This window comes from Cupriavidus sp. MEYA8, from assembly GCF_059278825.1.
Map to the genome: position 1 here is coordinate 1,591,954 of NZ_CM181222.1, position 25,663 is coordinate 1,617,616.

The 25,663-nt window shown below is 65.6% G+C and carries 26 protein-coding genes; 24 read left to right on the forward strand and 2 right to left on the reverse strand.

The annotated features are described in order from the left end of the window. Positions 1-146 precede the first annotated feature (146 nt). From AC5WJ1_RS24405 to AC5WJ1_RS24470, 14 genes are all read left to right on the forward strand, one after another. Positions 147-1,748 (forward strand): MFS transporter, encoded by a 1,602-nt coding sequence (locus tag AC5WJ1_RS24405; RefSeq protein ID WP_494476609.1) that lies wholly within the window; start codon positions 147-149, stop codon positions 1,746-1,748. 47 nt (positions 1,749-1,795) lie between these two features. After that, positions 1,796-2,245: a RidA family protein gene (locus AC5WJ1_RS24410; protein WP_135703076.1), complete on the forward strand. Its 450-nt coding sequence runs from the start codon at positions 1,796-1,798 to the stop codon at positions 2,243-2,245. 13 nt (positions 2,246-2,258) lie between these two features. Beyond that, the gene (locus AC5WJ1_RS24415; RefSeq protein WP_135703075.1) at positions 2,259-2,807 is read left to right on the forward strand and encodes a 3-hydroxyanthranilate 3,4-dioxygenase; all 549 of its coding nucleotides are present in this window, start codon (positions 2,259-2,261) and stop codon (positions 2,805-2,807) included. Between the two features lie 25 nt (positions 2,808-2,832). After that, positions 2,833-3,483, forward strand: a complete 651-nt coding sequence (locus AC5WJ1_RS24420; RefSeq protein WP_135703074.1) for a flavin reductase family protein — start codon at positions 2,833-2,835, stop codon at positions 3,481-3,483. Positions 3,484-3,508: 25 nt separating this feature from the next. Further along, positions 3,509-4,471 (forward strand): LysR family transcriptional regulator, encoded by a 963-nt coding sequence (locus AC5WJ1_RS24425; protein WP_135703073.1) that lies wholly within the window; start codon positions 3,509-3,511, stop codon positions 4,469-4,471. A 158-nt stretch (positions 4,472-4,629) separates the two neighbouring features. After that, positions 4,630-5,712, forward strand: coding sequence for a porin (locus tag AC5WJ1_RS24430; protein WP_494476978.1), 1,083 nt, complete (start codon positions 4,630-4,632; stop codon positions 5,710-5,712). Between the two features lie 143 nt (positions 5,713-5,855). Beyond that, complete coding sequence (locus AC5WJ1_RS24435) at positions 5,856-7,346, forward strand: 2-hydroxymuconic semialdehyde dehydrogenase (protein WP_135703072.1); 1,491 nt, start codon at positions 5,856-5,858, stop codon at positions 7,344-7,346. Further along, a complete protein-coding gene (mhpD, locus tag AC5WJ1_RS24440) occupies positions 7,343-8,170 on the forward strand; it encodes a 2-keto-4-pentenoate hydratase (RefSeq protein WP_135703071.1) in 828 nt (275 codons plus the stop codon). Before AC5WJ1_RS24435 ends, mhpD begins: the two co-directional genes overlap by 4 nt. After that, positions 8,167-9,117 carry an acetaldehyde dehydrogenase (acetylating) gene (locus AC5WJ1_RS24445; protein ID WP_133095751.1) on the forward strand — a complete coding sequence of 317 codons (951 nt, stop codon included), beginning with the start codon at positions 8,167-8,169 and terminating at the stop codon, positions 9,115-9,117. Before mhpD ends, AC5WJ1_RS24445 begins: the two co-directional genes overlap by 4 nt. An 11-nt stretch (positions 9,118-9,128) precedes the next feature. Continuing rightward, a complete protein-coding gene (dmpG, locus tag AC5WJ1_RS24450) occupies positions 9,129-10,169 on the forward strand; it encodes a 4-hydroxy-2-oxovalerate aldolase (protein WP_494476610.1) in 1,041 nt (346 codons plus the stop codon). After that, entirely contained in the window at positions 10,166-10,972 is an 807-nt protein-coding gene (locus tag AC5WJ1_RS24455; protein ID WP_195426915.1) for a 2-keto-4-pentenoate hydratase, read from the forward strand. The genes dmpG and AC5WJ1_RS24455 overlap by 4 nt, the downstream gene beginning before the upstream one ends. Positions 10,973-10,978: 6 nt before the next feature. Further along, complete coding sequence (locus AC5WJ1_RS24460; protein ID WP_133095748.1) at positions 10,979-12,001, forward strand: amidohydrolase family protein; 1,023 nt, start codon at positions 10,979-10,981, stop codon at positions 11,999-12,001. After that, on the forward strand, positions 11,998-12,519 hold the full coding sequence (locus AC5WJ1_RS24465; RefSeq protein WP_240745828.1) for a 4-hydroxylaminobenzoate lyase: 522 nt from the start codon (positions 11,998-12,000) through the stop codon (positions 12,517-12,519). The genes AC5WJ1_RS24460 and AC5WJ1_RS24465 overlap by 4 nt, the downstream gene beginning before the upstream one ends. A gap of 27 nt (positions 12,520-12,546) precedes the next feature. Beyond that, positions 12,547-13,131, forward strand: a complete 585-nt coding sequence (locus AC5WJ1_RS24470; protein ID WP_135703068.1) for an NADPH-dependent FMN reductase — start codon at positions 12,547-12,549, stop codon at positions 13,129-13,131. Positions 13,132-13,162: 31 nt separating this feature from the next. Here the strand turns inward: AC5WJ1_RS24470 and AC5WJ1_RS24475 are convergent, their stop codons facing one another. Then, a complete protein-coding gene (locus AC5WJ1_RS24475; RefSeq protein ID WP_494476979.1) occupies positions 13,163-14,074 on the reverse strand; it encodes an AraC family transcriptional regulator in 912 nt (303 codons plus the stop codon). A gap of 99 nt (positions 14,075-14,173) precedes the next feature. Here AC5WJ1_RS24475 and AC5WJ1_RS24480 point away from each other — a divergent pair, with 99 nt between their 5' ends. The 3 genes from AC5WJ1_RS24480 (at position 14,174) to AC5WJ1_RS24490 (ending at position 17,118) form a co-directional block, all read left to right on the forward strand. Beyond that, on the forward strand, positions 14,174-14,959 hold the full coding sequence (locus AC5WJ1_RS24480) for an SDR family oxidoreductase (protein WP_494476611.1): 786 nt from the start codon (positions 14,174-14,176) through the stop codon (positions 14,957-14,959). Between the two features lie 326 nt (positions 14,960-15,285). Beyond that, positions 15,286-16,329 (forward strand): phosphate ABC transporter substrate-binding protein PstS, encoded by a 1,044-nt coding sequence (gene pstS, locus AC5WJ1_RS24485; RefSeq protein WP_195426920.1) that lies wholly within the window; start codon positions 15,286-15,288, stop codon positions 16,327-16,329. 387 nt (positions 16,330-16,716) lie between these two features. Continuing rightward, a complete protein-coding gene (locus AC5WJ1_RS24490; protein WP_133095743.1) occupies positions 16,717-17,118 on the forward strand; it encodes a cupin domain-containing protein in 402 nt (133 codons plus the stop codon). 127 nt (positions 17,119-17,245) lie between these two features. Here AC5WJ1_RS24490 and AC5WJ1_RS24495 read toward each other — a convergent pair whose 3' ends face one another. After that, positions 17,246-17,683: a MarR family winged helix-turn-helix transcriptional regulator gene (locus AC5WJ1_RS24495; protein WP_494476612.1), complete on the reverse strand. Its 438-nt coding sequence runs from the start codon at positions 17,681-17,683 to the stop codon at positions 17,246-17,248. Between the two features lie 4 nt (positions 17,684-17,687). Here AC5WJ1_RS24495 and AC5WJ1_RS24500 point away from each other — a divergent pair, with 4 nt between their 5' ends. The 7 genes from AC5WJ1_RS24500 to AC5WJ1_RS24530 all read left to right on the forward strand — a co-directional run bounded on the left by AC5WJ1_RS24500 (position 17,688) and on the right by AC5WJ1_RS24530 (position 25,653). Further along, positions 17,688-18,041: a PaaI family thioesterase gene (locus AC5WJ1_RS24500; RefSeq protein WP_494476613.1), complete on the forward strand. Its 354-nt coding sequence runs from the start codon at positions 17,688-17,690 to the stop codon at positions 18,039-18,041. Positions 18,042-18,204: 163 nt separating this feature from the next. After that, entirely contained in the window at positions 18,205-18,510 is a 306-nt protein-coding gene (locus AC5WJ1_RS24505; protein WP_494476614.1) for a carboxymuconolactone decarboxylase family protein, read from the forward strand. A gap of 267 nt (positions 18,511-18,777) precedes the next feature. Next, positions 18,778-19,269, forward strand: a complete 492-nt coding sequence (locus AC5WJ1_RS24510; RefSeq protein WP_135703063.1) for a YkgB family protein — start codon at positions 18,778-18,780, stop codon at positions 19,267-19,269. 100 nt (positions 19,270-19,369) lie between these two features. Further along, on the forward strand, positions 19,370-19,663 hold the full coding sequence (locus AC5WJ1_RS24515; RefSeq protein ID WP_135703062.1) for a DsbA family protein: 294 nt from the start codon (positions 19,370-19,372) through the stop codon (positions 19,661-19,663). A 186-nt stretch (positions 19,664-19,849) separates the two neighbouring features. Further along, positions 19,850-21,019: an efflux RND transporter periplasmic adaptor subunit gene (locus AC5WJ1_RS24520; RefSeq protein ID WP_133095739.1), complete on the forward strand. Its 1,170-nt coding sequence runs from the start codon at positions 19,850-19,852 to the stop codon at positions 21,017-21,019. Between the two features lie 27 nt (positions 21,020-21,046). Continuing rightward, complete coding sequence (locus tag AC5WJ1_RS24525) at positions 21,047-24,199, forward strand: efflux RND transporter permease subunit (protein WP_494476615.1); 3,153 nt, start codon at positions 21,047-21,049, stop codon at positions 24,197-24,199. After that, complete coding sequence (locus AC5WJ1_RS24530) at positions 24,196-25,653, forward strand: AdeC/AdeK/OprM family multidrug efflux complex outer membrane factor (protein WP_494476616.1); 1,458 nt, start codon at positions 24,196-24,198, stop codon at positions 25,651-25,653. Before AC5WJ1_RS24525 ends, AC5WJ1_RS24530 begins: the two co-directional genes overlap by 4 nt. Positions 25,654-25,663 lie beyond the last annotated feature (10 nt).

Below are 25,663 nucleotides of genomic sequence, written 5' to 3' on the forward strand. Positions count from 1 at the left end.
TCTGGCTTGCGGCGCTGCTATTCCGGCATGGAATAGCAATGACCTGAGGATTGATTATGGCCTGACCGGCGCGGCTCTTAGACTCCTCTTCGACGGCAGCAACGGCGCTTCGTAGCCCGTAAGCCGATGGACGGAGGAGAGACTGGATGAGCAGCGAACTAGCAGCGAATGTGCGAGCGCACGGCGCGTCGAAGCGCGAAGAGGCGAAGGTGGTCGTAGGCGCGTGCGTCGGCACCGTACTCGAGTGGTATGACTTCTTCCTTTATGGAAGCCTGGCGATATTCTTTTCGTCGCACTTTTTTCCCGCCGGAAATTCAACCGCCAGCTATCTCGCATCGCTGGCGACATTCGGCATCGGCTTCATTATCCGGCCGCTAGGTGCCGTCGTATTCGGACGGTTCGGCGACAAGGCCGGGCGCAAGGCAACCTTTCTTGCCACGGTCGTGCTGATGGGCATTTCGACGGCGGGCATCGGCTTGCTGCCGTCCTATGAAACCCTGGGATGGGCTTCGCCGGCCATCCTGATCGTGCTGCGCCTGCTGCAGGGGCTCGCGCTGGGTGGAGAGTATGGCGGAGCCGCGGCCTACATCGCCGAACATACGCCATCCGGCCGGCGGGGCTATGCCACCGGCTGGCTCCAGACCACGGCGACATTCGGCTTCCTGCTTTCGCTGGCCGTGACGCAGCTCTGCCAGCTGTGGATTTCCGCGGAGGACTTCGCAGTCTGGGGTTGGCGCGTGCCGTTCCTGGCGTCGGTGCTGCTGCTTGCCGTATCGACCTACATCCGCACGACCCTTTCCGAGTCGCCGGTGTTCCAGCGCATGAAGGCAGAAAACCGCACATCGAGCGCACCGCTGCGCGACAGCCTCATGGTCGGCCAGAACGTGCGGCGGATGCTGGCGGTCCTGTTCGGCGCGCAGGCCGCGGTCGGCGTGGTCTGGTACACGTGCAACTTCTATGTCCTGTATTTCCTGACGTCGACGCTGAAGGTGCCGTCCAGCCAGGCGTACAGCTATCTCGTCGTCGCGCTGGTCTTCTCGCTGCCGCTCTACGTGTTCTTCGGCTGGCTGTCGGACAAGGTCGGCCGGAAATGGATCGTGCTGATCGGCTGCGGCATGGCAGTGCTGACCTTCCTGCCGATCTTCTCGCAACTCGGCAAGGCGGTGAATCCCGCCCTCGCGCAGTTCCAGCAGTCCGTCACCATCCGCGTGGCGTCTTCGGACTGCTCGGACAGCATTTTCTCCAGCACTCAGACCGCGTGCGACAAGGCGCGCGACTTCCTGACGCAGGCGGGCCTGTCCTACCGCGTGGAGCCTGGCCTGGCCGGCGAGCCGCTGGTGACGTATATCGGCGACAAGCCGGTGGCCGGCTTCGATGAGAAGGCCTATCGGGACGCGCTCGTTGCCGCGGGCTATCCCCCGGCGGCCGATGAAGCGGCAATCAACCGGCCCATGATGTACCTGCTGCTGTTCCTGCTGATGATCTGGGGCGCGATGGCCTATGGGCCGATGTCCGCGTACTACGTGGAGCTGTTCCCGGCGGCGGTGCGCTACACCTCGATCTCGATCCCCTACAACATCGGTGCGGGTTACTTCGGCGGCCTGGCGCCGTTCATGTCCACGGTGCTGGCGGTCAAGTCAGGCAGCGTGCTGGGCGGGTTGTGGTACGCGATTGCGGTAGGCGGCATCTCGGTCGTCCTCGGCATGTTCCTGCTGAAGGAGACCAAGGACGTCGACGTGAACCGGTGACACACAGGCAGTGTCCCGCTCAACCTGAAAGTAAATGGAGCATTGATATGAAGCAGTCTGCTCAGGCGCGGCTGGTGCAAGGCAAGGCCACGCCCCGGGGGCGGTTTCCCCACGTGGTGCGCGCCGGCGATTTCCTGTTCGTTTCCGGCACCAGTTCAAGGCGTCCCGACAACAGCTTCGTCGGGGCGGCCGTGGACGAAATGGGTACGTCCCGCGTCGATATCCGGGCGCAGACCCGAGCCGTGATCGAGAACATCCGCGACATCCTGCGGGCGGAGGGCGCAGACCTGGCCAATCTGGTCGAGATCACCACATTTCTGGTGAATATGAATGACTTTGGCGGCTATAACGAGGTGTATGCGGAGTATTTCGACGAAGCCGGGCCGGCGCGGACGACCGTCGCCGTCCACCAGTTGCCGCATCCGTTGCTGACCATCGAGATCAAGGCCGTTGCCTACGCGCCCCGCGCCGAGGCAGCGCAGACCCACGAGCCATGACATGGAGAACACTATGCTGAAGTACGGAGCGCCATTCAACTTTAACCATTGGATCGACGCGCACCGGCATCTCCTCAAGCCTCCCGTGGGCAACCAGCAGGTATGGCAGGACGCGGACCTGATCGTGACCGCGGTCGGCGGCCCGAATCTGCGTACCGACTATCACGACGACCCGTTCGAGGAATTTTTCTACCAGCTCAGGGGAAACGCGTACCTGAACCTGATGGTGGAAGGCAGGCGCGAGCGGGTCGACCTGCGGGAAGGAGACGTCTTCCTGCTGCCGCCGCACGTTCGCCATTCGCCGCAGCGGCCCGAGGAGGACAGCGTGTGCCTGGTCATCGAGCGCCAGCGTCCGGCCGGGGCCGTCGACGGCTTTGAATGGTATTGCGACAGCTGCGACGGCCTGGTCTGCCGGGCGGAGGTCCAGCTCAGGAGCATCGTCGATGACCTGCCGCCGCTGTTCGCGGCTTTCTATGCTTCCGAAGACAAGCGGCGCTGCAGCCATTGCGGCGCCATCCATCCGGGCCGCGGCGCAGCGCCGGTGCGTTCGCCGGTGCGTTGATAAGGGTTTGCAAACGGGACCACCAATGACAACTATTGCCATGTCGGGCCTGTCGGCCAGGCAAAAGTACTGGCTGATTACCGGCAGCGTGGGGCCGCGCCCCATTGCGCTGGTCACCAGCCTCGGCAGCGACGGCGTCTGCAACGCGGCGCCATACAGTGCCTTCAACTACATGGGCGAGGACCCGCCTTTGTTTGCGATCGCGGTCGATCACTACGGCGACGAGAGCCACCGGCCCGGCGAGGTCAAGGACACGCTCAGGAACATCCTCGATCGGCGCGAATTCGTCGTCAACATGGTCGACGAGCCCATCGTCGAGCGCGCGGTGATGTGCGGCAGCGACTATCCGGCGCATGTCTGCGAGGCCGAGGCGGTGGGTTTGTCGCTCGCGACTTCGGAGGCGGTCGCGGTGCCGCGGATCCGCGAGGCGCCGGTGGCGTGGGAATGCCGGCTGTTCAAGGTCTTCGAGTTTTCGACGCAGCGCGCCATCGTCTTCGGCGAGATCGTGTCGATGTATATCCGCGACGACCTGTTCGACGACGAGAAGCTCCGTATCAGGGTCGACCGGTTCTACCCGGTGGGGCGCCTGGGCGGGCCAAACTACTGCCGCTCGTCCGACCGTCGCCGGATTGCGGTGCCGACCTACCTGCCGACGGTGGGCGTTGCCAGAGAGTGAGTGCCGCCCCGGGGGTGATCCTGCCATGCACATTCATCCGCTAACGCAGATCCGGCTGAGCCGGAATCTGAAGCTGAGCCAGCTGCTGGTGTTCGACCGCGTCATCGAGACCGGTTCCATCCTCCATGCCGCCAACGACATGGGACTCACCCAGCCGGCGGTCACCAAGATCATCCAGGAGCTGGAGGGCTGTGTCGACGGCACCCTCTTTGCCCGCTCCAATCGCGGCGTGGTGCCGACCGAACTGGGGCTGGTGCTGGCGCGGCGGGTGAAGTCGCTGCTGGCCGAGTTCCGCTACATGACCGAGGAGCTCGACCAGTTCCGTTTCGGCAGCGCGGGCCGGGTGGTGGTCGGTACGATGATCGCCGCATCGGCGCACCTGCTGCCTTCCACGATCGCCAGGCTGAAGGAGCGGGCGCCGAACATCATCGTCACGGTGCGCGAAGGGCCGACCGCACAGCTGTTCCCGGCACTGGCCACCGGCGAGGTCGACATCGTCGTCGGCAGGTTGCCTGAACTGGAGCTGCCGATCTCGGATGCCTTTCCGCTGACGCACCAGGTGCTGTTCGAGGATTTGCTGGACGTGGTGGTCGGCAGCGCCAATGACGCCGTTGGCCAGTCCGTGACATCGTTGCACGAGCTGGACCAGCATCCATGGATCCTTCCCACGCCGGACTCTCCGTTGCGCTACGCCGTTGAACGGATGTTCCGCAACGCCGGCATCGAGCTGCCGCGCGACCTGGTGGAATCCATGTCCGTCCTGACCAACCTCGGGCTGCTGCTGACGACGAACCGCATCGCGGTGATGCCGCGGGTCGCGGCCAGGCAGTTCGTGCAGGCCGGGCTCCTGCGGACGCTGTCGATTCCTGAACTCGGCGCGTTCGGCACGGTGGGCTACTCGGTGCGGGCCAACAAGGCGCTCACGCCGGCGTGCGAGGTCTTTATCGAATGCCTGAAAGAGGTCTCCGGCACCGACAAGGCGTCCTGACTGCGCGGATCCGGCCTCAGCAGCGCTGCCCAGACCCCTCAAGACAACGCGATAACCCCGACTGACCGAGCCTGCGCCACGCAGGCTCGAGTGGACCGCTTTGTCCGCTTTCCGTGAATTACCAGAACCAACTGCCGCAATACAAAGAAGGAGGAGACGTGAAGCCAGGCCGAGCCATCTGGGCTGGCGCGATGAGTTTGCCAACCATCGCCCTTGCTCAATCCGTGACGTTGTACGGTGTCGTCGACACCGGCGTGGAGGTTCTCAACCACACCGGTGCCAACAACAGCGCGCTCGTCAGAATGAACAATCTCTCGGGAACCGTGCCATCGCGCTGGGGCCTGAGAGGGACCGAAGACCTGGGCGGCGGCCTCAAGTCTGCATTCGTCCTGGAATCCGGCTTCGCGCCGGATTCCGGCGTGTCCAACCAGGCCGGGCGCCTGTTCGGGCGGCAGGCGTGGGTCGGCCTGAACGGGCGCTGGGGCCAGTTGGCGCTCGGGCGACAGTACACCATGCTGTTCTGGGCGACGCTCGATGCCGACATGCTCGGGCCGAACACGTTTGGCTCATCCTCGCTGGACAGCTACCTCGCCAATCCGCGCGCCGACAATGCGATTTCCTACAAGGGAACGTTTGGTGGCGTGACGCTCGGCGCCACCTACAGCCTGGGCCGGGATGCCGCGCCGGCCGGCGCCCCCTGCGCAGGAGAGAACCCTGCCGACCGCCGTGCGTGCCGGGAGTGGTCGGCGTTGATCGGCTACAACACCAGCGCATGGGGCATGGCCGTTGCCTACGATTCGCTGCGTGGCGCGGCGAGGGCCGGCGCCGGGCTGGGCAGCAGCGGCATGAAGGACGACCGGCTTTCACTGAGCGGGTACGCCAATATCGGCAAGGCAAAGCTCGGCGGCGGCTGGATCCGGCGGGACAACGACGCCAACCCTGCCACGCCGCGCAGCGATCTCTGGTACGGCGGCGCCTCGTATACGGTGACGCCGGCCTTCAGCGTCGACGCAGAGGTCCTTTTCCTGCGCTATCACCACAGTGCCAACAAGGCCTGGCTATATGCAGCAAGGGCGAATTACGCGTTGTCCAGACGCACCACGGTCTACGGCACCGCCGGCTTCATCGACAACGGCGGGCACCTTGCACTGTCGGTCAGTTCGGGCGGTACGCCGGCCGCACCGCCGACCGCGGGCGGCAACCAGCTTGGCGCGATGCTGGGCATCAAGCACATCTTCTGATGCGCGTCCCCGTTGCGGCCGCCATCCGCGCTGTGTCGGCGTCTCACTATTCCACGCCCTTATATCAACCCGCCAAGGATTGATTATCCAAGGCAAACGGGCACTCCTACACTTGCTTTCACCAACAATGTGCAGGAGAACCCATGGAGTACTACGCCGAGGTCGCAGAGGGATTGCCCCGACAGCTGCGGCATTTCATTGATGGAGAGTTCGTGGCGTCTGCGGGCTCGTTCGCCAAGCTGAGCCCGATCGACGGGCGTGAGCTGTCGCGCGTGGCGGAGGCCGACGCCGACGCGGTCGATGCCGCCGTGCAGGCCGCGCGCCGGGCCCAGCGCGGGCCCTGGCGCCAGTTCACCACGGCGCAGCGCGCGGCAGCCTTGCACCGCATCGCGGACGGTATCCAGCAACGCTTCGACGAGTTCGTGGCCGCGGAAGTGGCCGATACGGGACGCCCGATCGCGCAGGCCCGGGAGCTGGATATCGCGCGCGGCATCGCGAATTTCCGCACCTTTGCGGACCTGGTGAGCACCGCGCACAGCGAGTGCTTCGAGTCTGCCGGTGCCGATGGCACGCAGCTGCTCAACTACGTCACGCGCAAGCCGCTGGGCGTGGTCGGGGTGATTTCCCCATGGAACCTGCCGCTGCTGCTGCTGACGTGGAAGGTGGCGCCGGCACTGGCGATGGGCAATTCCGTGGTGGCCAAGCCCTCGGAAGAAGCCCCCACCAGTGCGACGCTGCTGGCCGAAGTGATCCGCGACAGCGGCCTGCCCAACGGCGTCTTCAACCTGGTTCACGGCCACGGGCCCAGCGCTGCCGGCGAATGGCTGACCCGGCACCCGGACATCGATGCCATCACCTTCACCGGCGAGTCGCGCACCGGCAGCACGATCATGAAGGCGGTGGCCGATGGCGTGAAGAACATCTCCTTCGAACTGGGCGGAAAGAACGCGGCCATCGTCTTTGCGGACGCCGACTTCGATGCCGCCGTGGAAGGCGTGCTGCGCTCCAGCTTCACCAACGCGGGGCAGGTGTGCATGTGCACGGAGCGCGTCTATGTCGAGCGCCCGATCTTCGAGCGCTTCGTCGCGGAACTCAAGACGCGGACCGAGGCCCTGCGGATCGGATCGCCGTATGTGTCCGGGGTGACGACCGGCCCGATGATCTCCGCCGCGCACCGCGACAAGGTGCTGGGCTATCTGCGGCTCGCCGTGGAGGAGGGCGCCACCGTTGTCACAGGCGGCGACGTGCCGCGCTTCGGCGATGCCTGCGACAACGGCGCCTTCGTGCAGCCGACGATCTGGACCGGGCTACCGGACAGCGCGCGCTGCGTCAACGAGGAAGTGTTCGGCCCGGTATGCCATATCGCGCCGTTCGACGCCGAGGACGAAGTGGTGGCGCGCGTCAACCATAGCAACTATGGCCTGGCGGCAAGCGTCTGGACCACGCACCTGGCGCGCGGCCACCGCGTCGCGCAGCGCATCGAGACCGGCATCGTCTGGGTCAACGCCTGGTATGCGCGCGACCTGCGCACGCCGTTCGGCGGCACCAAGCTGTCCGGCTTCGGCCGTGAAGGCGGGCGCCATTCGATGGACTTCTATTCCGAACTGACCAATATCTGTGTGAGGGTGGCATGAGCGCGGCACATGACACAGCCCGGCAGGCCATTGCCGATGCCCTCAGGAAGGCCCATGACGGGCTGCCGTTCGCGCCCGTGCCGCCGGTGCGCGAGGCGATCGCGGCGATCGACGGTAACCCGCTGGAGAACGCCTACCGCATCCAGCAGATCAACGTTGCGCACCGGGTGCTGGCGGGCGCGCGCCGCGTCGGGCGGAAGATCGGCCTGACGTCGCGCAGCGTGCAGGCGCAGCTCGGCGTGAATGCGCCGGATTTCGGCACGCTGCTGGACGGCATGGCGTTCGGCGATGGCGAGGAAATCCCGTTCTCGCGGACCCACCAGCCCAAGGTCGAAGCCGAGATTGCGCTGGTGCTGGAGCGCGACCTGCCGCATGCGCGGCATACGGTGGCGGACATCATTCGTGCCACGGCATTTGCGCTGCCGGCCATCGAGGTGGTCGGCAGCCGGATCGCGAACTGGGACATCCGCCTGCTCGACACCGTCGCCGACAACGCGTCCAGCGGATGCTTCGTCCTGGGCTCGCAGCCAGTCAGGCTGGAAGCGCTCGACCTGGTCAGGTGCGGAATGCTGATGGAGCGCAATGGCGAGCAGGTCAGCGTGGGAGCCGGTGCCGCGTGCCTGGGCAATCCGCTGAACGCGGCGATCTGGCTCGCCGACACCATGGCCCGGATGGGCGAGCCGCTGCGCGCCGGCGATGTGGTGCTGACCGGCGCATTGGGCCCGATGGCAGCGGTGGTGCCGGGCGATGTATTCAGCGCGCGCATCGAAGGCCTGGGCGAGGTGCGCGCCGCTTTCTCGAAGCAACCGGAAATCCAATCGTGAATGACAAAACCAGAGTCCCCGTCGCCATCATCGGCTCGGGCAACATCGGCACGGACCTGATGATCAAGGTCCTGCGCCATGCCGAACATCTCAGCATGGCTGTCATGGTCGGCATCGATCCGGAATCGGACGGCCTGGCGCGCGCCGCGCGGATGGGCGTGGCCACCACGGCCGACGGTCTCGACGGCCTGGTCGCCATGCCCGGGTTTCGCGACATCCGCATCGCTTTCGATGCGACCTCGGCCGGCGCGCATGCGCGGCACGCCTTGGTGCTGGCTCGGCACGGCGTCACGGTGATCGACCTGACCCCGGCCGCGCTCGGCCCGTTCGTCGTGCCGTCGGTCAATCTCGACGCGAACCTCGATTCGGAGAACGTCAATATGGTGACGTGCGGCGGCCAGGCGACGATTCCCATCGTCCGCGCGGTCTCGGACGTCACCCCGGTCCACTATGCCGAGATCGTGGCATCGATCGCGAGCCGGTCGGCCGGCCCGGGCACGCGCGCGAATATCGACGAGTTCACGGAAACCACGTCGCGCGCCATCGAGGTCATCGGCGGGGCGACGGTCGGCAAGGCCATCATCATCCTGAATCCGGCCGAGCCGCCGCTGCTGATGCGCGATACCGTCTACTGCCTGGTCGACGCCGATGCGGACACGGCGCGGATCGAGGCATCGATCCATGCCCAGGTGGCGAAGGTGGCCGCCTACGTGCCCGGCTACCGCCTGAAGCAGGCGGTGCAGTTTGACCGCGTCGCGCTGCCGCGCCAGTTCGCTAAGCACGGCGCATCGTCGACCGGCCTCAAGGTCAGCGTGTTGCTGGAAGTCGAAGGCGCGGCGCATTACCTGCCCGCATATGCCGGCAATCTCGACATCATGACCTCGGCCGCCTTGCGCACCGCCGACCAGATTGCCGCCAGGCGGCTCGCTGCCTGGGTCGCTGCCTGAAGGAGAAGACGATGACCGCCATGAGCAAGAAGATCTATGTCTCGGACGTGACGCTGCGCGACGGCATGCATGCCGTGCGCCATCAATACACGCTGCCGCAGGCCATTGCCATCGCGCAGGCACTCGACGACGCCGGCGTCGACAGCATCGAGGTCGCGCACGGGGATGGGCTCGCCGGATCGAGCTTCAACTACGGGTTCGGCGCGCACACCGATATCGAGTGGGTCGCCGCGGTGGCAGCCGTGGTCAGGCGGGCGCAGGTGGCGACCCTGCTGATTCCGGGCATCGGCACGCTGCACGACCTGCGCGAGGCGCATGACGCGGGCGCCCGCGTGGTCCGGGTGGCGACGCACTGCACCGAGGCCGATATCTCGCGCCAGCACATCGAATACGCCCGCTCGCTGGGGATGGACACCGTCGGCTTCCTGATGATGAGCCACATGACGACGCCACAACTGCTCGCGCAGCAGGCGAAGAAGATGGAAAGCTACGGCGCGCAGTGCATCTACGTGGTGGACTCGGGCGGGGCGCTGAACATGCGCGACGTTGCCGAGCGCTTCCGCGCGCTCAAGGACGTGCTCGATCCCGCTACGCAGACGGGTATGCATGCGCACCACAACCTTGCGCTCGGTGTCGCCAATTCCATGGTCGCCATCGAGGAAGGCTGCGATCGCATCGATGCCTCGCTGACCGGCATGGGAGCCGGGGCCGGCAATGCGCCGCTCGAAGTGTTCATTGCCGCGATCGACCGCCAGGGACTGCACCACGGCTGCGATGTTAAGAAGCTGATCGATTCGGCGGACGATATCGTCCGCCCGCTGCAGGAGCGGCCGGTGCGCGTCGACCGGGAGACGCTGGCGCTTGGCTACGCCGGCGTGTACTCGAGTTTCCTGCGCCATGCGGAGGCCGCGGCGCAGCGGTACGGCCTGTCCGCGTTCGACGTGCTGGTCGAACTGGGCCGCAGGAGGATGGTCGGCGGCCAGGAGGACATGATCATTGACGTTGCGCTCGACCTGGTCCGGCGCGGCGAACGACAAGCGAGGGCAGCATGATCGATATCGAAGCTGCGGCGCGCCTGCTGGATGACGCGGCGTTGCACGCCAGGGCCATCAACCAGCTCACCGCCACCGAAGACTTCCCGGTGCCGGATGCCTATCGGATCCAGCGTGCGTCGATCGAGCGGCGGGTGCAGCGGGGCGAACGGCGCGTCGGCATCAAGCTCGGGTTCACCAGCCGGGCCAAGATGGTGCAGATGGGCGTCGACAGCCTGATCTGGGGCTGGCTGACGGACACCATGCTGGAGGACGACGGCGGCCGCGTCGACCTGCGCCGCTTTATCCATCCGCGGGTCGAGCCCGAAGTGTGCTTTCTCACGCGGCGCGCCATCGAGCGGCCGCTGACCGCGCTGGAGGCCAAAGACTACCTGGAAGCCGTGGCGCCGGCGATGGAGATCATTGATTCGCGCTACCAGGACTTCCGTTTCACGCTCGCGGACGTGGTCGCCGACAACTGCTCCAGCGCGGGCCTTGTCGTCGGCAACTGGGCCAGGGACGTCGACGGCCTGCGCAATGCGGGCGTGATCCTGCGCGTGGACGGGCGTGATGTGCAGATTGGCTCCACCGGCGCCATCCTCGGGCACCCGCTGCGGGCCGTGGTCGAAGCGTCGCGGCTGGCGAGCGCGTCGGAAACGGTCCTGCCGGCCGGCACGCTGATTATGGCGGGCGCCGCCACGGCCGCGCATCCGCTCCTGCCGGGCAGCCATGTGCAGGCGGTGGTGAATGGTGTCGGCGAGGTCGAGTTCACGACCTGCCTGACCGTGGGGCAGATGGTAGCGCAGAACCTGGAAGAGGCATAGCAAGCCATGACATTGCGAATCGACATGCACGCCCACTTCTTCCCCACGATCTCGCGGGAAGAGGCGGAGCGCGCCGACCAGCCCGGCGTGCCGTGGCTTGCCGTGGCGGAGGATGGCGAGTCCGGCATGATCATGCTGGACGGGCGGCCCTTCCGGCCGGTGAGCCGGCCCCTGTGGGACCCGGTGCGGCGCCTTGAACAGATGGACGAACAGGGCATCGACGCGCAGCTGATGTGCGCGACGCCGGTGATGTTCGGCTACCGCTACGACGCCCCGGCGGCGCTGCAGTGGGCCCAACGGATGAACGACAAGGCGCTGGAGCTCTGCTCGGTGGCGCCGGACCGGCTGATGGCCCTGGCGCAGGTGCCGCTGCAGGATATCGAGCTCGCTTGCCGCGAAGCCTCGCGTGCCGTCGCGGCCGGGCATCGCGGCGTGCAGATCGGCAACCACGTCGGTTCGCGGGACCTCGATGACGAAGCGCTGGTCCGCTTTCTCTGCCATTGCGCGCAGGAAGGCATTCCCGTGCTGGTCCATCCGTGGGACATGATGACCGACGGGCGCATGAAGCGGTGGATGCTGCCCTGGCTCGTGGCCATGCCGGCCGAGACCCAGCTGGGCATCCTCTCGCTTATCCTGTCCGGCGCGTTCGAGCGTATCCCGCGCTCGCTCAAGCTGTGCTTCGCGCATGGCGGCGGCAGCTTCGCCTTCCTGCTCGGGCGGGTCGACAACGCCTGGCTGCATCGGGATATCGTGCGCGAAGACTGTCCGAACCTGCCGTCGTCGTACGTGGACCGGTTCTCGGTGGACAGCGCGGTATTCGACGCAGGCGCGCTGCGCCTGCTTGTGGACGTGATGGGCGAGGAACGGGTCCTGCTCGGCTCGGACTATCCCTATCCGCTTGGCGAGCAGAAGATCGGGGCCCTGGTGGAGAATCACCCGCACCTGGGCGAGCGGGCCAGGCGCCTTATCCTCGGCGGCAATGCCGCCAGGTTCTTCAACTTGCCTGCCGACGGCAGCGGAGACGAATGATGGATTCAGAGAAGGAGCGCCAGATGCTGCCGCACGGTCCGCACAAGGAAGAGTTGCTGCAATGGGTGCGTCAGCTGTGCGACGAGATTCGCTCGCGCCCGCTCGATCAGGACCTCGAGGCCTATCTGAACCGCGAATATGGCGCGGGTACTCGCCCTTACCAGGAGCTGTGCCGCCTGCTGCAGCTCGGCGTGGAGGAGGGCTGGGCGGGCTATGTCGAGATCGAGGGTGCCACCTACCGGCGCGGCAGGATCGCCGAGCCCTCGCCGGAAACTGCCGGCATGAGCGTGGAAAGCGGGCTGTTGCGCGACGTTATGGGCCAGTACCACTGCCACACCCGGGGCGAGATCAACATGATCGTCCCGCTTGAACCGGGCGCGCAGTTCTGCGGGCATGGCGCGGGCTGGCGCGTGTTCCCGCCGATGAGCGAGCACTTCCCGACGGTCACGGGCAAGGCGCTGATGATGTATTTCCTGCCTGGCGGCGAGATCGAGTACCGCGCGGCGCCCGCCGCATGACTTCAACCTTTGCTCCGGAGCATTCGAGTGAGTATCAGGATCCTTGCAGTAAGCGGAAGTTCGCGTCGCGGCTCGCTTAACCAGAAGCTGCTCGACATCGCGGCGTATGGCGCGCGCGACGCGGGCGCGGTGGTGACATCCATCCGGCTGGCGGACTATGCGCTGCCGCTCTACGACGGCGATGACGAGGCGGAGCAGGGCGTGCCGGCCGAAGCGCGCCGCCTGCAGCGCGAATTCGCCGGCCACGATGCGTTGCTGATTGCCACGCCGGAGTACAACGGCGGCTACACGGCAATGCTGAAGAACGCCTTGGACTGGGTCAGCCGGCCCCAGGAGGACGGCACCTCCGGCGTCGCGCTGCTGGCCGGCAAGGCCGCCGCGCTGCTTTCGGCGTCGCCGGGGCCGCTGGGCGGCCTGCGCTCGCAGCTGGCGCTGCGCACCGTGCTCGACAAGCTGGGCGTAGTGGTCATTCCCGACGCATTCGCGCTGGGCACGGCGCACGAGGCCTTCGAAGGCGAGACCGGCCTCCGGGACAAGGGGGCGGAAAAGGCGGTCATCCAGGTTGGCGTGGCGCTGAGCCGCACCGCCGGGCGGCTGTCGAACAAGGGATAGCGACCGCGGCGGCCCTGGCGCACCAAAGTCGTCAGGCCGCCGCCTGCGTGGATTGCCGTGCGAACTGGCTCGGCGACTGTCCGACGTGTCGGCTGAACGCCGTGCTGAAGGCGCTGGCGGATCCATAGCCGACCCGTTCGGCGACCTGCGCAAGCGCAACGTCTTGCCTGCGCAGCATGTCCTTTGCCAGCGCCATGCGCCAGGCAACCAGGTATTCCATGGGCGGCAGGCCGACCGCCCGCGTGAACCGCTCAAAGAATCCCGAGCGGGAGAGCGCTGCCTTCGCGGCCAGTTCCGCCACCGTCCATGTGTACGCGGGGTCAGCGTGCATGTGGTTCAGCGCCACCGCGAGCCGTTCGTCGGCGAGCCCGCGGAGCAGGCCGGCCGGCGCGGGGTCACCGGGCGCGCAGCGCAACGCCTCGACCAGGAGGATCTCCACCAGGCGCGTCAGCACCAGGCTGTGCCCCGGGCGTTGCGCCGACGCTTCCCTGCCGACGAGTCGCACCAGCACCGACAGGTGCTCTGCGTCGCGGATATGGACCATGCCGGGCAGCAGCGACACCAGCAACGCGGCATCGGGCGAGTCGAACAGGAAGTAGCCGCCCAGCATGCGCAAGTCCGGTGGCCCGTCAGGCGTGCCGTGGCGCATGTCCTCCGTGGGCTCCGGGAGCGCCGTCGGGTCGATCAGCACCGGCGTCGCCGGCTCGGCGCCTGACATGGTGAAGCCGGGCGTCGCAGGCAGCAGCACGAAATCGCCGGCCTGCAGCGTGACGGGTTGCTGGCCGTCGACGCCGAGCACGCAACCGCCCTCCAGCACGGCGCAGAAGCTGGGGTGGCCGAACGCCGTGTAGCGCACGCTCCACCGGCCCGCACCGCTGATGCCCTTGGAAAACACCGTACGCGGCCGGAGCAGTGCGATCACTTCAGACAGCGGATCCATGATGTCTGGACGAATGCGAAAGTTATATGGACGTCTGATTATAGATGGTCCGGCCAGGCTTCCCTATCGTTATGCCATCGCAATCGAACAAGGAGCAACACCATGAAGACCGTCCTGATCACCGGCTGCTCGTCCGGCTACGGCCTTGCCACCGCGCACCATTTCCTGTCCCAGGGTTGGCACGTCATCGCAACCATGCGCTCGCCGCGTGAAGACCTGTTGCCCCGGTCGGAGCGCCTGCGCCTGCTGGCGCTTGACGTGACCCGTGCCGAAAGCATCGACGCCGCGCTGGCCGTGTGCGGGCCCATCGACGTGCTCGTCAACAATGCCGGCGTGGGCCTGTTCGGCGCCTTCGAGGCGACGCCGATGACGACGGTGCGCGAGGTATTCGAAACCAATACCTTCGGCGTGATGGCCCTGACGCAGGCCATGCTGCCGCGCTTGCGCGAGCGCCGTGCCGGCGTGATCGTCAACGTGACCTCGAGCGCGACGCTGGCGCCGATGCCGCTCGTGGCCGCTTATACCGCGAGCAAAACCGCCATCGAAGGTTTCACCGCTTCGCTGGCCCATGAACTTGGCGAGTTCGGCATCCGCGCCAAGCTGGTCGAGCCCGGCTATTGCCCGGACACCCGCTTCACGGAAAACGCAGGGCCGCGCATGGCCGGCATGATCCCCGAAGCGTACGGCGCGTATGCGATGTCCGTGCTGGCCGGATTCGCGCAGCCTGCCAGGGTGACCAAAGCATCCGATGTGGCCGAAGCCGTGTGGCGGGCGGCAAATGACCGGTCCCGGCAGCTGCGCTTCCCGGCCGGAGCCGACGCTGTCGCCCTGGTCCATGGCGACATATTGCCGGCGGGCGAGCGTACCGCGGTATCACGTTTCGACTGACGCCATTGCCGTTCATCCGCTACGTGTTCAACCATATCGCTCCCATGCCGCGAAATGCCCGCCATTGGCGATTTCATCTGCCATTGCGCAGATCCAATGTCGATGCGTCGGCGCACTGGCAACTGATGTCAGAAACATGACAGTCACAAACAATTTTGGGGCAGAGATAAATGGACTGCTTGCCACCGTCTGGCGGGCAACGGTCCATGGAGTGAGTCGTTTTTTTTCCCGCAGGGTGTCACGACTACTGTCGTCATGTCTCTCGCCATCTGCTAGCCTGAATTGCGCAAGCACAGAAACGTGGGCGAAGAAGCGGGAGAACAATCATGAAGCCAGCGCCAGATTGCGGATTGCGGATTCTGCCAGCGATCCGCCAAGTTGCGATTCTGTTGCTCCTGCTCGGCACCGTTTTACTGGCACGCGCCGGCGATATCACCGGCGCGGGTTCCACCTTTGTTTATCCCTTGATGTCCAAATGGGCGGCAACGTACTACGCCCGAACCGGCCATCAGGTTAACTATCAACCCACGGGCTCGGGAAACGGGATTCGCCAGATTCGCGCTGCCCGGGTGACCTTCGGCGCCACCGACATGCCGCTCAAGCCCGAGGATCTGCGCGCGGCGGGCCTGGTGCAGTTTCCGATCGTGGTCGGTGGCGTTGTCCCGGTGCTCAACCTGGATGGTGTTGGCCCGGGGCAGCTGCGCACGACCGGCGCGTTGCTGACGGATATCTACCAGGGAAGGATCGTCAACTGGAATGACCGGGCGATTGCCGCGGAAAACCCTGGCCTGGCGCTGCCGGACCTGAAGATCGTGGTCGTCCATCGCAACGACAGTTCGGGGACCACCTTCAACTGGACGGATTACCTCACCAAGGTCAGCCCGCAATGGGGAGAACGCGTGGGCGCCGGAACGACGGTGAAATGGCCCGTCGGCGTCGGGGCAAATGGCAACGATGGCGTTGCAACCTACATTCGCAATGTGAAGGGCTCCATTGGCTATGTCGAGCTGACCTACGCATTGCAGCGCAAGCTCGCCTATGCCGCCGTCAAGAACCGGGACGGCATCTATGTGCAGCCATCGCGCGAAACCTTCAGCGCGGCGGTGACCGCGGCAGAGTGGAATCCGAAGGCGGATTTCTATCAGGTGCTGACAGATGCTTCGGGCCCTCAGGCCTGGCCTATCACCGGGGTCGTATTCGTCCTGATTTCCAAGGCGAACGGCAACGCTGCCGAGACCAACGACGCAATCGCGTTCTTCCGGTGGGCGCTGTCGGAGGGGCAGGCAGACGCCGCGGCCGAGCATTATGTCGCGCTTCCGGCCGGCGTGGTCAGGCATGTTGAAGCGTACTGGAAGGAGGCGTTCCGATGATGGGAACGCCTCGCACGGAGCCAGTCGCGGTCACCCCAGGCCAGGCGACGGGGACAGCGTCCCCAGGTCAACCCAGGTCGTCCTTGATGGGACGGTGCTTGAAAGTACGGAGCCGCGGCACGACGTCGTGGCTTGGCTTTGTGTGCGGAGGTATCCATCCGAGTCCTGATTACATGAAGATACATTGGCAAACGTGCGCAGACACAGGCCAGATACATGGCCATCTTTCAATGTGCCATGTGCAGGGGATTGGTGCGGGTTCGCATTGGGGGTTCCCGGACCACATGGCTTGCTGCCAGGACCGCACGTTGCCTGCACGTCGTCGCCCATCCCCTGGGCGAAATGCAATCTCATCGTTAATGTCAATCAGGACACAGGAGTCAGCAGATGAAATCGACCCGAATGATGGCTGCGGCCATGCTCTTCGTCGGCAGCGGCTTGTTGCTGCAGACGGCGCAAGCTCAGATGGCAGGCGTCCATCGCACCGATCTCGTTCAGCACGATCTCAGCGTGCCGGGTCGCGAGGGGGTACAGGTCCGCGTTGACCTCGATCCCGGCGCGTTCGCGCCAATGCATTCCCATCCAGGCGAGGAGATTGCGTACGTGCTGCAGGGGACGCTGGAGTACCAGCTCGGCAACAATCCGCCTGTCACGCTCAAGACCGGTGAATCCCTGTTCATTCCCGCCGGTACGCCCCACTCGGCGCGCAATGTCGGCAGCGGCACGGCATCGGAACTGGCGACCTACATCGTGAAGAAGGGCGCACCGCTGGTGGCACCGGCCAAATAGGCCGGGCGCAACGTGGCAGCCGGTATCATGCGCGTCCGTCGTGGACCAGGCGCACCAATGAGTCAGCGGTGACTCTGGGCGTCAGCTAAGCCTGTGCCAGGCCGCCGAGGCGAGGCAGGGCTCGACGCTACTCCTCCAGCCTTGCTGCGACGGCGCCCACGATGTTGTGCGCCTCTAAACCCAGCTTCCGAAGCAACGCGCGGTGCGCTGGCTGCCACAGCGCGAGAGCCTGTTGCAATGTCAAGGCGCACGCCTCTGTCAGCCAAACCGCGCGGCGGCGGCGACCGGCTTCCGCCATGACAACTTCCACCATCCCCGTGCCGACAAGTTGATCCGCGTTCCTTGACATGGTCGATTGATTCAGCCCGGCCCGTTGCGCCAATGCGGCCAGCGTGTCGTCTGTTGCCGACGCAATCAGGCACATCATCAGGCACATCAATCCAAATTGAGTACTGGTCAGGCCAGACGGCGCCAGCGCCTCATCCAACGCCGCTGTGATTCTAAGCGCCAGCAAGCGCGACGGATTCGCCGCGTTCGAAGGCGAGCCGTCGTCACGGCTGCTCAATCCAATGGGCTCGGTGCACGGCGGATGGCCCCTGACGCTCATTGACAGCGCCACTGGCTGTGCGGCCAACTCCCTTCTTCCCGCCGGCGTTGGTTACACCACTGTCGAGACAAAGGGCAGTTTCTCCAGACCGATCAAGCCTGACACGGGCAGGGTCCGCGCCGAAGGCCGCGTTGCCAGCCAGTGCCGTCAAATCATCACTGCGGAAGCTCGCGTGCTGGCAATGGACGGACGCGTCCTGTCACATGGCACATCTACGCTGCTCGTGCTATCGCCCGTCCAGGCAGTAGTGGAGGCTTGCCGTCTCGCATGCTTCGAAACGCACGCCCCAACCCATCGCGGATGTTGCCCCGTGTGATGTGCGTGAGGCCAATGCCGAGCGTGGCAAGGAAATGTTCGAGCACACGATGTGCGGAAGGGGCGGATGCCATCATTGGACGAATTGAAACCAAACTAAGACCAAGTGGAACCTTGCCCTTCCTATCATACCTACTCCAATCCCAACCTTGATGGAGTTTTCGATGTTCGATATGAAGGATCTTGCCCGTTTGAAGAAGCTGGACGAAAACGCTCCTGAAGCGATGAAGGGCTTCCGTGCATTTGACCACGCAGCTTTTGCAGATGGCGCGCTTTCGGTGCAGCAGAAACAGATTATTGCGGTGGCCGTGGCGCTGACGACGCAGTGCCCGTATTGCATCGCCCTGCATACCAAGGCCGCCCACGATGCCGGCGCTACCAATGCGCAACTTGCGGAAGCCGCGCTCGTGGCCGCTGCAATCCGGGCGGGCGGTGCAGTCACGCATGCCACGCACCTGTTCCGCGACTGAACCCACGACTGAACCCACGACTGAACCCACGACTGAACCCACGACTGAACCCACGACTGAACCCACGACTGAACCCACGACTGAACCCACGTAAGGGACGCGCCTGATACGTTCCTGGGACAAAGGTTTTTTTGAATCGCAGGCTCCGGCACAGCTGGAGCCGGCCGCCGGAACGCGCGCATGCGCGTCCTCGCAATGACAGGAAAGGAGGCCTGCGCCACCGGGGCGTGCTCCTCCACCACACCACCTATCCGTTGAGGAGTAAATATGCAACCCATCACATCCGTCGCCACAACGCGCACCAGCGAAGCCACCAACAACCACGAGGCGTTGCTGCGCTGGTCGCTGGTTGTCGTCTTTCTCTGGTTCGGCGGGATGAAGTTCACCGGCTATGAAGCGCAGGGCATTGCGCCGTTCATCGCGAATAGCCCCTTCATGGCCTGGCTTATCGACGCATTCGGTGTACGTGGCGCCAGCGCTGTCATTGGCGTGATGGAACTGTCCACCGCGGTGACACTGGCCGTCGGCGCATTCCATCACAGGGTGGCGGTACTGGGTGCAGCCATGTCATGCGCGACGTACGCCATCACGCTGACGTTCTTTGTCACCACCCCCGGCGTTGCCGAGCCGACTGCCGGCGGGTTTCCGGCGATCTCCGCGCCGATCGGCCAGTTCCTGCTGAAGGACCTCGTGCTGCTGGCAGCGTCGGCTTCCCTGCTGCGCACGGCGCTGGCACGTTGGCAGGCGGAGCAATCCTGACGTAATACATGCCACGCACATGTTCCGTGACTGAAGCGAGCAATTCTCCGTGAGCTCCGGTTCTATCGCGCTTAACGTCGCCCACGACAAAGGGAACATCATGAATGCCATTTCCAAGGGCCAGCGTCCGTTGAAAATCGATATCTGGACCGATTTTCTTTGCCCCTTCTGCTATTTGACGACACTACGCGTTCAGCGTCTGGCACAGGTCATGCCAGTTGAGCTCACCGCGCGTGCCTTGATGCTCCGGCCGCCTGCTGCGCCCCCGTTGCCGGAGGATTTCTGCGGTAAGGGGCTCTCACAAATGTCCCAGTTCAAAGGGCTTGGCCGTTTGCGGGATCGGTCCCGTTACGACCAGGCCCATCATCTGTCAGGCCACCGCGTAAGTGATTGAAAATACGAGCGGCCGATAATCGGCCGAACCAATTCTTCGAGTCGCGCTAGACTTCGTTGGCTATGCCAGCAACCGACGCTGCCGCTGGACCAATTGCGGGCATGGCGTTTGCGTCACCTGGAACTCTTCGCCGGCTAACCGGTTCGCCAGCGACAGACTCGGCTTCATTCCTAGCGGGACATCGCAATGCAACGATCACGCGGCTGCAGCGCCCGGGTTCCGGTCACACTGGCCATCGCCATATCAATGCTTGCCGGATGCGGCAACAAGAAGGAGGCCGCGGGCCCGCCGCCACCGCAAGTGAGCGTGGTCACGCTCAAGACCGAGCAACTGACGCTGGATACCCAGCTGCCGGGGCGCACCACGGCGTTCCGCATTGCCGAGGTCAGGCCGCAAGTGGATGGCATCATCTTGCGCCGCCTGTTCAAGGAAGGCAGCGACGTCACGCAGGGCCAGCAGCTCTACCAGATCGACGCATCTACCTACGAGGCCACCTACAAGAGCGCGAGGGCGACGCTGGAATCCGCCCGCCTGCTGGCGGAGCGCTACGGGCGCCTGGTCGGTGACGAGGCGGTCAGCAAGCAGCAGTATGACGAGGCCAGGGCTGCCTGGCTGCAGGCGCAGGCAGCGGTGGACCGCGCAGAAATCAACCTGCGCTATACCAGGGTGCTGGCGCCGATCTCCGGCCGCATCGGACGCTCGAATGTGACCGAGGGTGCGTTGGTGACCAACGGCCAGGCTACCGCGCTGTCAGTGGTGCAGCAGCTCGACCCGATCTACGTCGACGTGACCCAGGCCTCTTCGTCGCTGCTGCGGCTGCGGCGCGAACTGGCCAATGGTGCGCTGCAGAGTGCCGGCACCAACGCGGCCCAGGTCAGCCTGGTGCTCGAAGACGGTACCCGCTATCCCGAAACCGGCCGCCTGGAGTTCTCTGAAGTGGCCGTGGACCAGGGCACCGGCTCGGTGACGCTGCGCGCGGTGTTTCCCAACCCGCGCCATGAGCTGCTGCCGGGCATGTTTGTCCATGCCCGCCTGCGTGAAGGCGTCAAGACCGATGCGCTGCTCGTGCCGCAGCAGGGCGTGACGCGCGATCTCAAGGGCCAGGCGACGGCGCTGGTGGTCAATGCCAGGGACGAGGTGGAACTGCGCCAGATCCGCACCGAGCGCGCCGTTGGCGACAAGTGGCTGGTGTCCGATGGGCTCGGTGCCGGCGACCGCGTCATCGTGGAGGGCCTGCAGTTCGTGCGGCCCGGGGCAAAAGTGCGCGTAGCCCAGGCCGGGAGCGGGGCGGGTGCGCCGGTGGCGGGTGCATCCGCACCATCCGCACCATCGGCCCCATCCGCAGCCAAGCGCTGAGCGCACCGCCCGGGCGAGGGAGTAGCCATGTCCAACTTCTTTATCGACCGGCCCATCTTTGCGTGGGTGATCGCGCTGGTCATCATGCTGGCCGGCGTGCTGTCGATCCGTGCGCTGCCCATCAGCCAGTATCCGGCCATCGCGCCGCCCACCATCGCCATCTCGGTCAACTACCCCGGCGCCTCCGCCGAGACGGTGCAGGACACCGTGGTGCAGGTGATCGAGCAACAGCTCAACGGCCTGGACCGCCTGCGCTATATCTCCTCCGAAAGCAACGCCGACGGCAACATGACGATCACGGTGACCTTCGAGCAGGGCACCAATCCGGATATTGCCCAGGTGCAGGTGCAGAACAAGCTGGCGCTGGCGCAGCCTCTGCTGCCGCAGGAAGTGCAGCAGCAAGGCATCCGCGTGACCAAGTCGGTGCGCAACTTCCTGGTCATCGTGGGCCTGATTTCCACTGATCCCAAGGTGACGCGCGAAGACCTGTCGAACTACATTGTCTCGAGCCTTCAGGACCCGCTGTCGCGCTCCTACGGCGTGGGCGACTTCCAGGTGTTCGGCGCGCAGTATGCCATGCGGGTATGGATTGACCCGGCCCGGCTCAATAGCTTCCAGCTCACGCCGCTGGACGTGAGCAACGCGATCAGGGCGCAGAACGTTCAGGTGGCCTCGGGCCAGCTGGGCGGCCTGCCGGCGGTGCGGGGCCAGCAGCTCAACGCAAGCGTGATCGGCAAGACCCGGCTGCAGACCAGCGAGCAGTTCGGCAACATCCTGCTCAAGGTCAATCCGGACGGCTCCCAGGTACGCCTGAAGGACGTGGCCGAGGTGGGCCTGGGCGGGCAGGACTACAACATCAACGCCCAATACAACGGCCAGGCGGCCTCGGGCATTGCCGTGCGGCTGGCCGCGGGGGCCAACGCGCTGGAAACCGTGCGCGCCATCCGCACGACGCTGGATGGCCTGGAGCCGTTCTTCCCGCCCGGGATGAAGGTGGTCTTTCCGTATGACACCTCGCCGGTAATCGCAGGCTCCATCCAGGAAGTGGTGAAGACGCTGATGGAAGCCATCGTGCTGGTGTTCCTGGTGATGTACCTGTTCCTGCAGAACGTGCGCGCCACGCTGATTCCCACCATCGCCGTGCCGGTGGTGCTGCTGGGCACCTTTGGCGTGCTGGCGGCGTTCGGCTACACCATCAACACGCTGACCATGTTCGGCATGGTGCTGGCCATCGGGCTGCTGGTGGATGACGCCATCGTCGTGGTCGAGAACGTCGAACGCGTGATGGCCGAGGAAGGCCTGCCGCCCAGGGAGGCCGCGCGGCGCTCGATGGGCCAGATCCAGGGCGCGCTGGTGGGCATTGCCATGGTGCTCTCGGCGGTGTTCCTGCCGATGGCGTTCTTCGGCGGTTCGACCGGCGTGATCTACCGGCAGTTCTCCATCACCATTGTCTCGTCCATGGTGCTGTCGGTGCTGGTCGCGCTGATCCTGACGCCGGCCCTGTGCGCCACCATGCTCCAGCCCATCGAAAAGGGCGATCATGGCGAGAACAAGGGCGGCTTCTTTGGCTGGTTCAACCGCAGGTTCAGCGCGACCACCCAGCGCTACGAACGCAGCGTGTCGGGCATCCTGAAGCGCCGCCTGCCGTTCCTGCTGATCTACGTGGCCATCCTGGTGGTGATGGGCTTCCTGTTCACGCGCATCCCCACTTCATTCCTGCCCGAAGAAGACCAGGGCGTGCTGTACGCCCAGGTGCAGACGCCTGCCGGCGCCACCGCCGAGCGCACGCAGAAGGTGCTCGACCAGATGCGCGAGTACCTGCTCAAGGAAGAGGGCGGCGTGGTGGCATCGCTGTTTACCGTCAACGGCTTCAACTTTGCCGGCCGCGGCCAGAACTCGGGCCTGGCATTCATTCTGCTCAAGCCATGGGCGCAGCGCAGCGGGGACAGCACCAGCGTATTCGACCTGGCCGCGCGCGCACAGCGCAAGTTCATGAGTTTTCGCGATTCGATGTCGTTCGCGTTCGCCCCGCCCGCGGTGCAGGAGCTGGGCAATGCCACCGGTTTTGACCTCTACCTGCAGGACCAGGCCGGCATTGGCCACGTGGCGCTGATGAACGCGCGTGACAAGTTCCTGGCGCTGGCCGCGCAAAGCCCGGTGCTGCAGCGCGTGCGTCCCAATGGCCTGAATGACCAGCCGCAGTACCAGTTGGTGATCGACGACGAGAAGGCGCGCGCGTTCGGCGTTTCGCTGGCTGACATCAACAGCACGGTGTCGATCGCCTGGGGTTCCAGCTACGTCAACGATTTTATCGACCGCGGCCGGGTCAAGCGCGTCTACGTGCAGGGCCGCCCGGATTCCCGCATGAACCCGAACGATATCGACAAATGGTTTGTACGCAATGACAAGGGCGAAATGGTGCCGTTCTCAGCCTTTGCCGACGGCAAGTGGGGCTATGGCTCGCCCAAGCTGCAGCGCTACAACGGCGTGGCCGCGGTGGAAGTGCTCGGCGAGCCTGCGCCGGGGCGCAGTTCCGGCGAGGCCATGAGCGCGATCGAGGAGATCATGAAGCAGATGCCGCCAGGCGTGGGTTATGCCTGGACTGGCCTGTCCTACGAGGAACGGCTGTCGGGCTCGCAGGCTCCGGCGCTCTATGCGCTCTCGCTGCTGGTGGTGTTCCTGTGCCTGGCTGCGCTGTACGAAAGCTGGTCGATCCCGTTCTCGGTGATGCTGGTGGTGCCGCTCGGCGTGATCGGCGCACTGCTTGCCACGCTGGGGCGCGGCTTGTCGAATGACGTTTTCTTCCAGGTGGGCCTGCTGACCACCATCGGCCTTTCAGCCAAGAACGCCATCCTGATCGTGGAATTCGCCAAGAGCGAGTACGAGCAGGGCAAGGGGCTGGTCGAGGCCGCCGTGGAGGCGTGCCGCTTGCGCCTGCGCCCCATCGTGATGACTTCGCTGGCCTTCATGCTCGGCGTGTTCCCGCTGGCCGTGTCGACCGGGGCCGGTGCCGGCAGCCAGCACGCCATCGGCACCGGCGTGATCGGCGGCATGATCACTGCCACGGTGCTGGCGATCTTCTGGGTGCCGCTGTTCTTTGTTGCTGTCACCTCCATGTTCGGACGCAAGCGCAGGCCGCAGCCGCATGGCGCCTCCGTGGAAAAAGGCGCGCTCGAATGAAGAAGACCTTGTCTTGCGCTGCCGCCATGGCCATGCTGGCCGGCTGCAGCCTGATTCCCACGTATGAGCGCCCGGCCTCGCCGGTGGCGGCAGCGTACCCGCAGGGCCCGGCCTACCTGCCCGCCGATGCCGCCGCCGAAGCCGGCCAGGTGCCCGCGGTCGAGCTGGGCTGGCGCGAATTCTTCGCCGATGCGCGCCTGCGCCGTCTCATCGAACTGGCGCTGGAGAACAACCGTGACCTGCGCGTGGCCGTCCTTAACGTGGAGGCGTTCGGGGCACAGTACCGCATCCAGCGCGCCGACCTGTTTCCCGCCATCGGCGCGGCCGCACAGGGCACGCGCCAGCGCATTCCCGCCGACCTGTCCGCCACCGGACAGCGCCTGATCAGCAGCCAGTACGGCGTGTCGCTGGGCACCACGGCGTGGGAGATCGACCTGTTCGGCCGCCTGCGCAGCCTCAGCGAAGCCGCGCTCGAACAGTATTTCGCCAGCGAAGAGGTACGCCGCAGTGCGCAGATCTCGCTGGTGGCGGGCGTTGCCAGCGCCTACCTGACCCAGCGCGCCGATGAAACCCTGCTGCGGCTGACCCGGGAAACCCTGGCCAACTATGAGCGCAGCTATGGCCTGACCCGGCGCAGTTACGAGGAAGGGATCGCTTCCCGGCTGGACCTGCGCCAGGCGCAGACCGCCGTGGAAACCGCCCGTGCGAGCCTTGCGCGTTACACCCGGCTGGTTGCCCAGGATGAGAATGCGCTGGTGCTGCTGCTCGGCACGAACCTGCCAGCGGACCTGCCGGAAGGCCTGCCGCTGGAGCAGAAGCTGTTCGCCGATGTGCCGGCCGGGCTGCCCTCAGACCTGCTGCAAAACCGTCCGGACGTGCTCGCGGCCGAGCACCGGCTGCGCTCCGCCAACGCCGATATCGGCGCCGCGCGGGCGGCGTTCTTCCCCAGCATCAGCCTGACCGCATCGGCGGGCACCGCCAGCAGCCAGCTTTCCGGCCTGTTCGGGGCCGGCTCCGGCACGTGGTTGTTCCAGCCGCGCATCAATCTGCCGCTGTTTACCGCCGGCAGCCTGCGGGCCAGTCTGGACTACGCCACCATCCAGAAGGATGTCAACGTCGCCCAGTACGAGCGAACGGTGCAGACCGCCTTCCGCGAGGTGGCCGATGGGCTGGCGGCGCGGGGCACCTACACCGGCCAGCTCCAGGCCCAGGTCCGTTTCGTGGAAGCTGCCCAGGACGCCTATGGCCTGGCCGACCGGCGCTACCGCACGGGTGTCGACAGCTACCTTGCCGTGCTGGACGCGCAGCGCTCGCTTTACAACGCGCAACAATTGCTGATCGAAGCCCGGCTCGAGCAACTCTCCAGTGAAGTCAACCTGTACAAGGCCCTGGGCGGCGGCCGGCACGACCAGACCGGCAAGCGCACCGATACGAGGGTTGGCGGGGATTTGTAGATTTGTGTAT

What these genes read in the sequence shown, in the direction of transcription:
- AC5WJ1_RS24435 (WP_135703072.1), top strand. Translation starts at nt 5,856, where the DNA reads ATGGAGTACTACGCCGAGGTCGCAGAGGGATTGCCCCGACAGCTGCGG.
- AC5WJ1_RS24515 (WP_135703062.1), top strand. Translation starts at nt 19,370, where the DNA reads ATGAATGCCATTTCCAAGGGCCAGCGTCCGTTGAAAATCGATATCTGG.
- AC5WJ1_RS24415 (WP_135703075.1), top strand. Translation starts at nt 2,259, where the DNA reads ATGCTGAAGTACGGAGCGCCATTCAACTTTAACCATTGGATCGACGCG.
- AC5WJ1_RS24525 (WP_494476615.1), top strand. Translation starts at nt 21,047, where the DNA reads ATGTCCAACTTCTTTATCGACCGGCCCATCTTTGCGTGGGTGATCGCG.
- AC5WJ1_RS24465 (WP_240745828.1), top strand. Translation starts at nt 11,998, where the DNA reads ATGATGGATTCAGAGAAGGAGCGCCAGATGCTGCCGCACGGTCCGCAC.
- AC5WJ1_RS24425 (WP_135703073.1), top strand. Translation starts at nt 3,509, where the DNA reads ATGCACATTCATCCGCTAACGCAGATCCGGCTGAGCCGGAATCTGAAG.
- AC5WJ1_RS24490 (WP_133095743.1), top strand. Translation starts at nt 16,717, where the DNA reads ATGAAATCGACCCGAATGATGGCTGCGGCCATGCTCTTCGTCGGCAGC.
- AC5WJ1_RS24510 (WP_135703063.1), top strand. Translation starts at nt 18,778, where the DNA reads ATGCAACCCATCACATCCGTCGCCACAACGCGCACCAGCGAAGCCACC.
- AC5WJ1_RS24410 (WP_135703076.1), top strand. Translation starts at nt 1,796, where the DNA reads ATGAAGCAGTCTGCTCAGGCGCGGCTGGTGCAAGGCAAGGCCACGCCC.
- AC5WJ1_RS24500 (WP_494476613.1), top strand. Translation starts at nt 17,688, where the DNA reads ATGGGCTCGGTGCACGGCGGATGGCCCCTGACGCTCATTGACAGCGCC.
- dmpG (WP_494476610.1), top strand. Translation starts at nt 9,129, where the DNA reads ATGACCGCCATGAGCAAGAAGATCTATGTCTCGGACGTGACGCTGCGC.
- AC5WJ1_RS24505 (WP_494476614.1), top strand. Translation starts at nt 18,205, where the DNA reads ATGTTCGATATGAAGGATCTTGCCCGTTTGAAGAAGCTGGACGAAAAC.
- pstS (WP_195426920.1), top strand. Translation starts at nt 15,286, where the DNA reads ATGAAGCCAGCGCCAGATTGCGGATTGCGGATTCTGCCAGCGATCCGC.
- AC5WJ1_RS24460 (WP_133095748.1), top strand. Translation starts at nt 10,979, where the DNA reads ATGACATTGCGAATCGACATGCACGCCCACTTCTTCCCCACGATCTCG.
- AC5WJ1_RS24530 (WP_494476616.1), top strand. Translation starts at nt 24,196, where the DNA reads ATGAAGAAGACCTTGTCTTGCGCTGCCGCCATGGCCATGCTGGCCGGC.
- AC5WJ1_RS24420 (WP_135703074.1), top strand. Translation starts at nt 2,833, where the DNA reads ATGACAACTATTGCCATGTCGGGCCTGTCGGCCAGGCAAAAGTACTGG.
- AC5WJ1_RS24405 (WP_494476609.1), top strand. Translation starts at nt 147, where the DNA reads ATGAGCAGCGAACTAGCAGCGAATGTGCGAGCGCACGGCGCGTCGAAG.
- AC5WJ1_RS24480 (WP_494476611.1), top strand. Translation starts at nt 14,174, where the DNA reads ATGAAGACCGTCCTGATCACCGGCTGCTCGTCCGGCTACGGCCTTGCC.
- AC5WJ1_RS24520 (WP_133095739.1), top strand. Translation starts at nt 19,850, where the DNA reads ATGCAACGATCACGCGGCTGCAGCGCCCGGGTTCCGGTCACACTGGCC.
- AC5WJ1_RS24455 (WP_195426915.1), top strand. Translation starts at nt 10,166, where the DNA reads ATGATCGATATCGAAGCTGCGGCGCGCCTGCTGGATGACGCGGCGTTG.
- mhpD (WP_135703071.1), top strand. Translation starts at nt 7,343, where the DNA reads ATGAGCGCGGCACATGACACAGCCCGGCAGGCCATTGCCGATGCCCTC.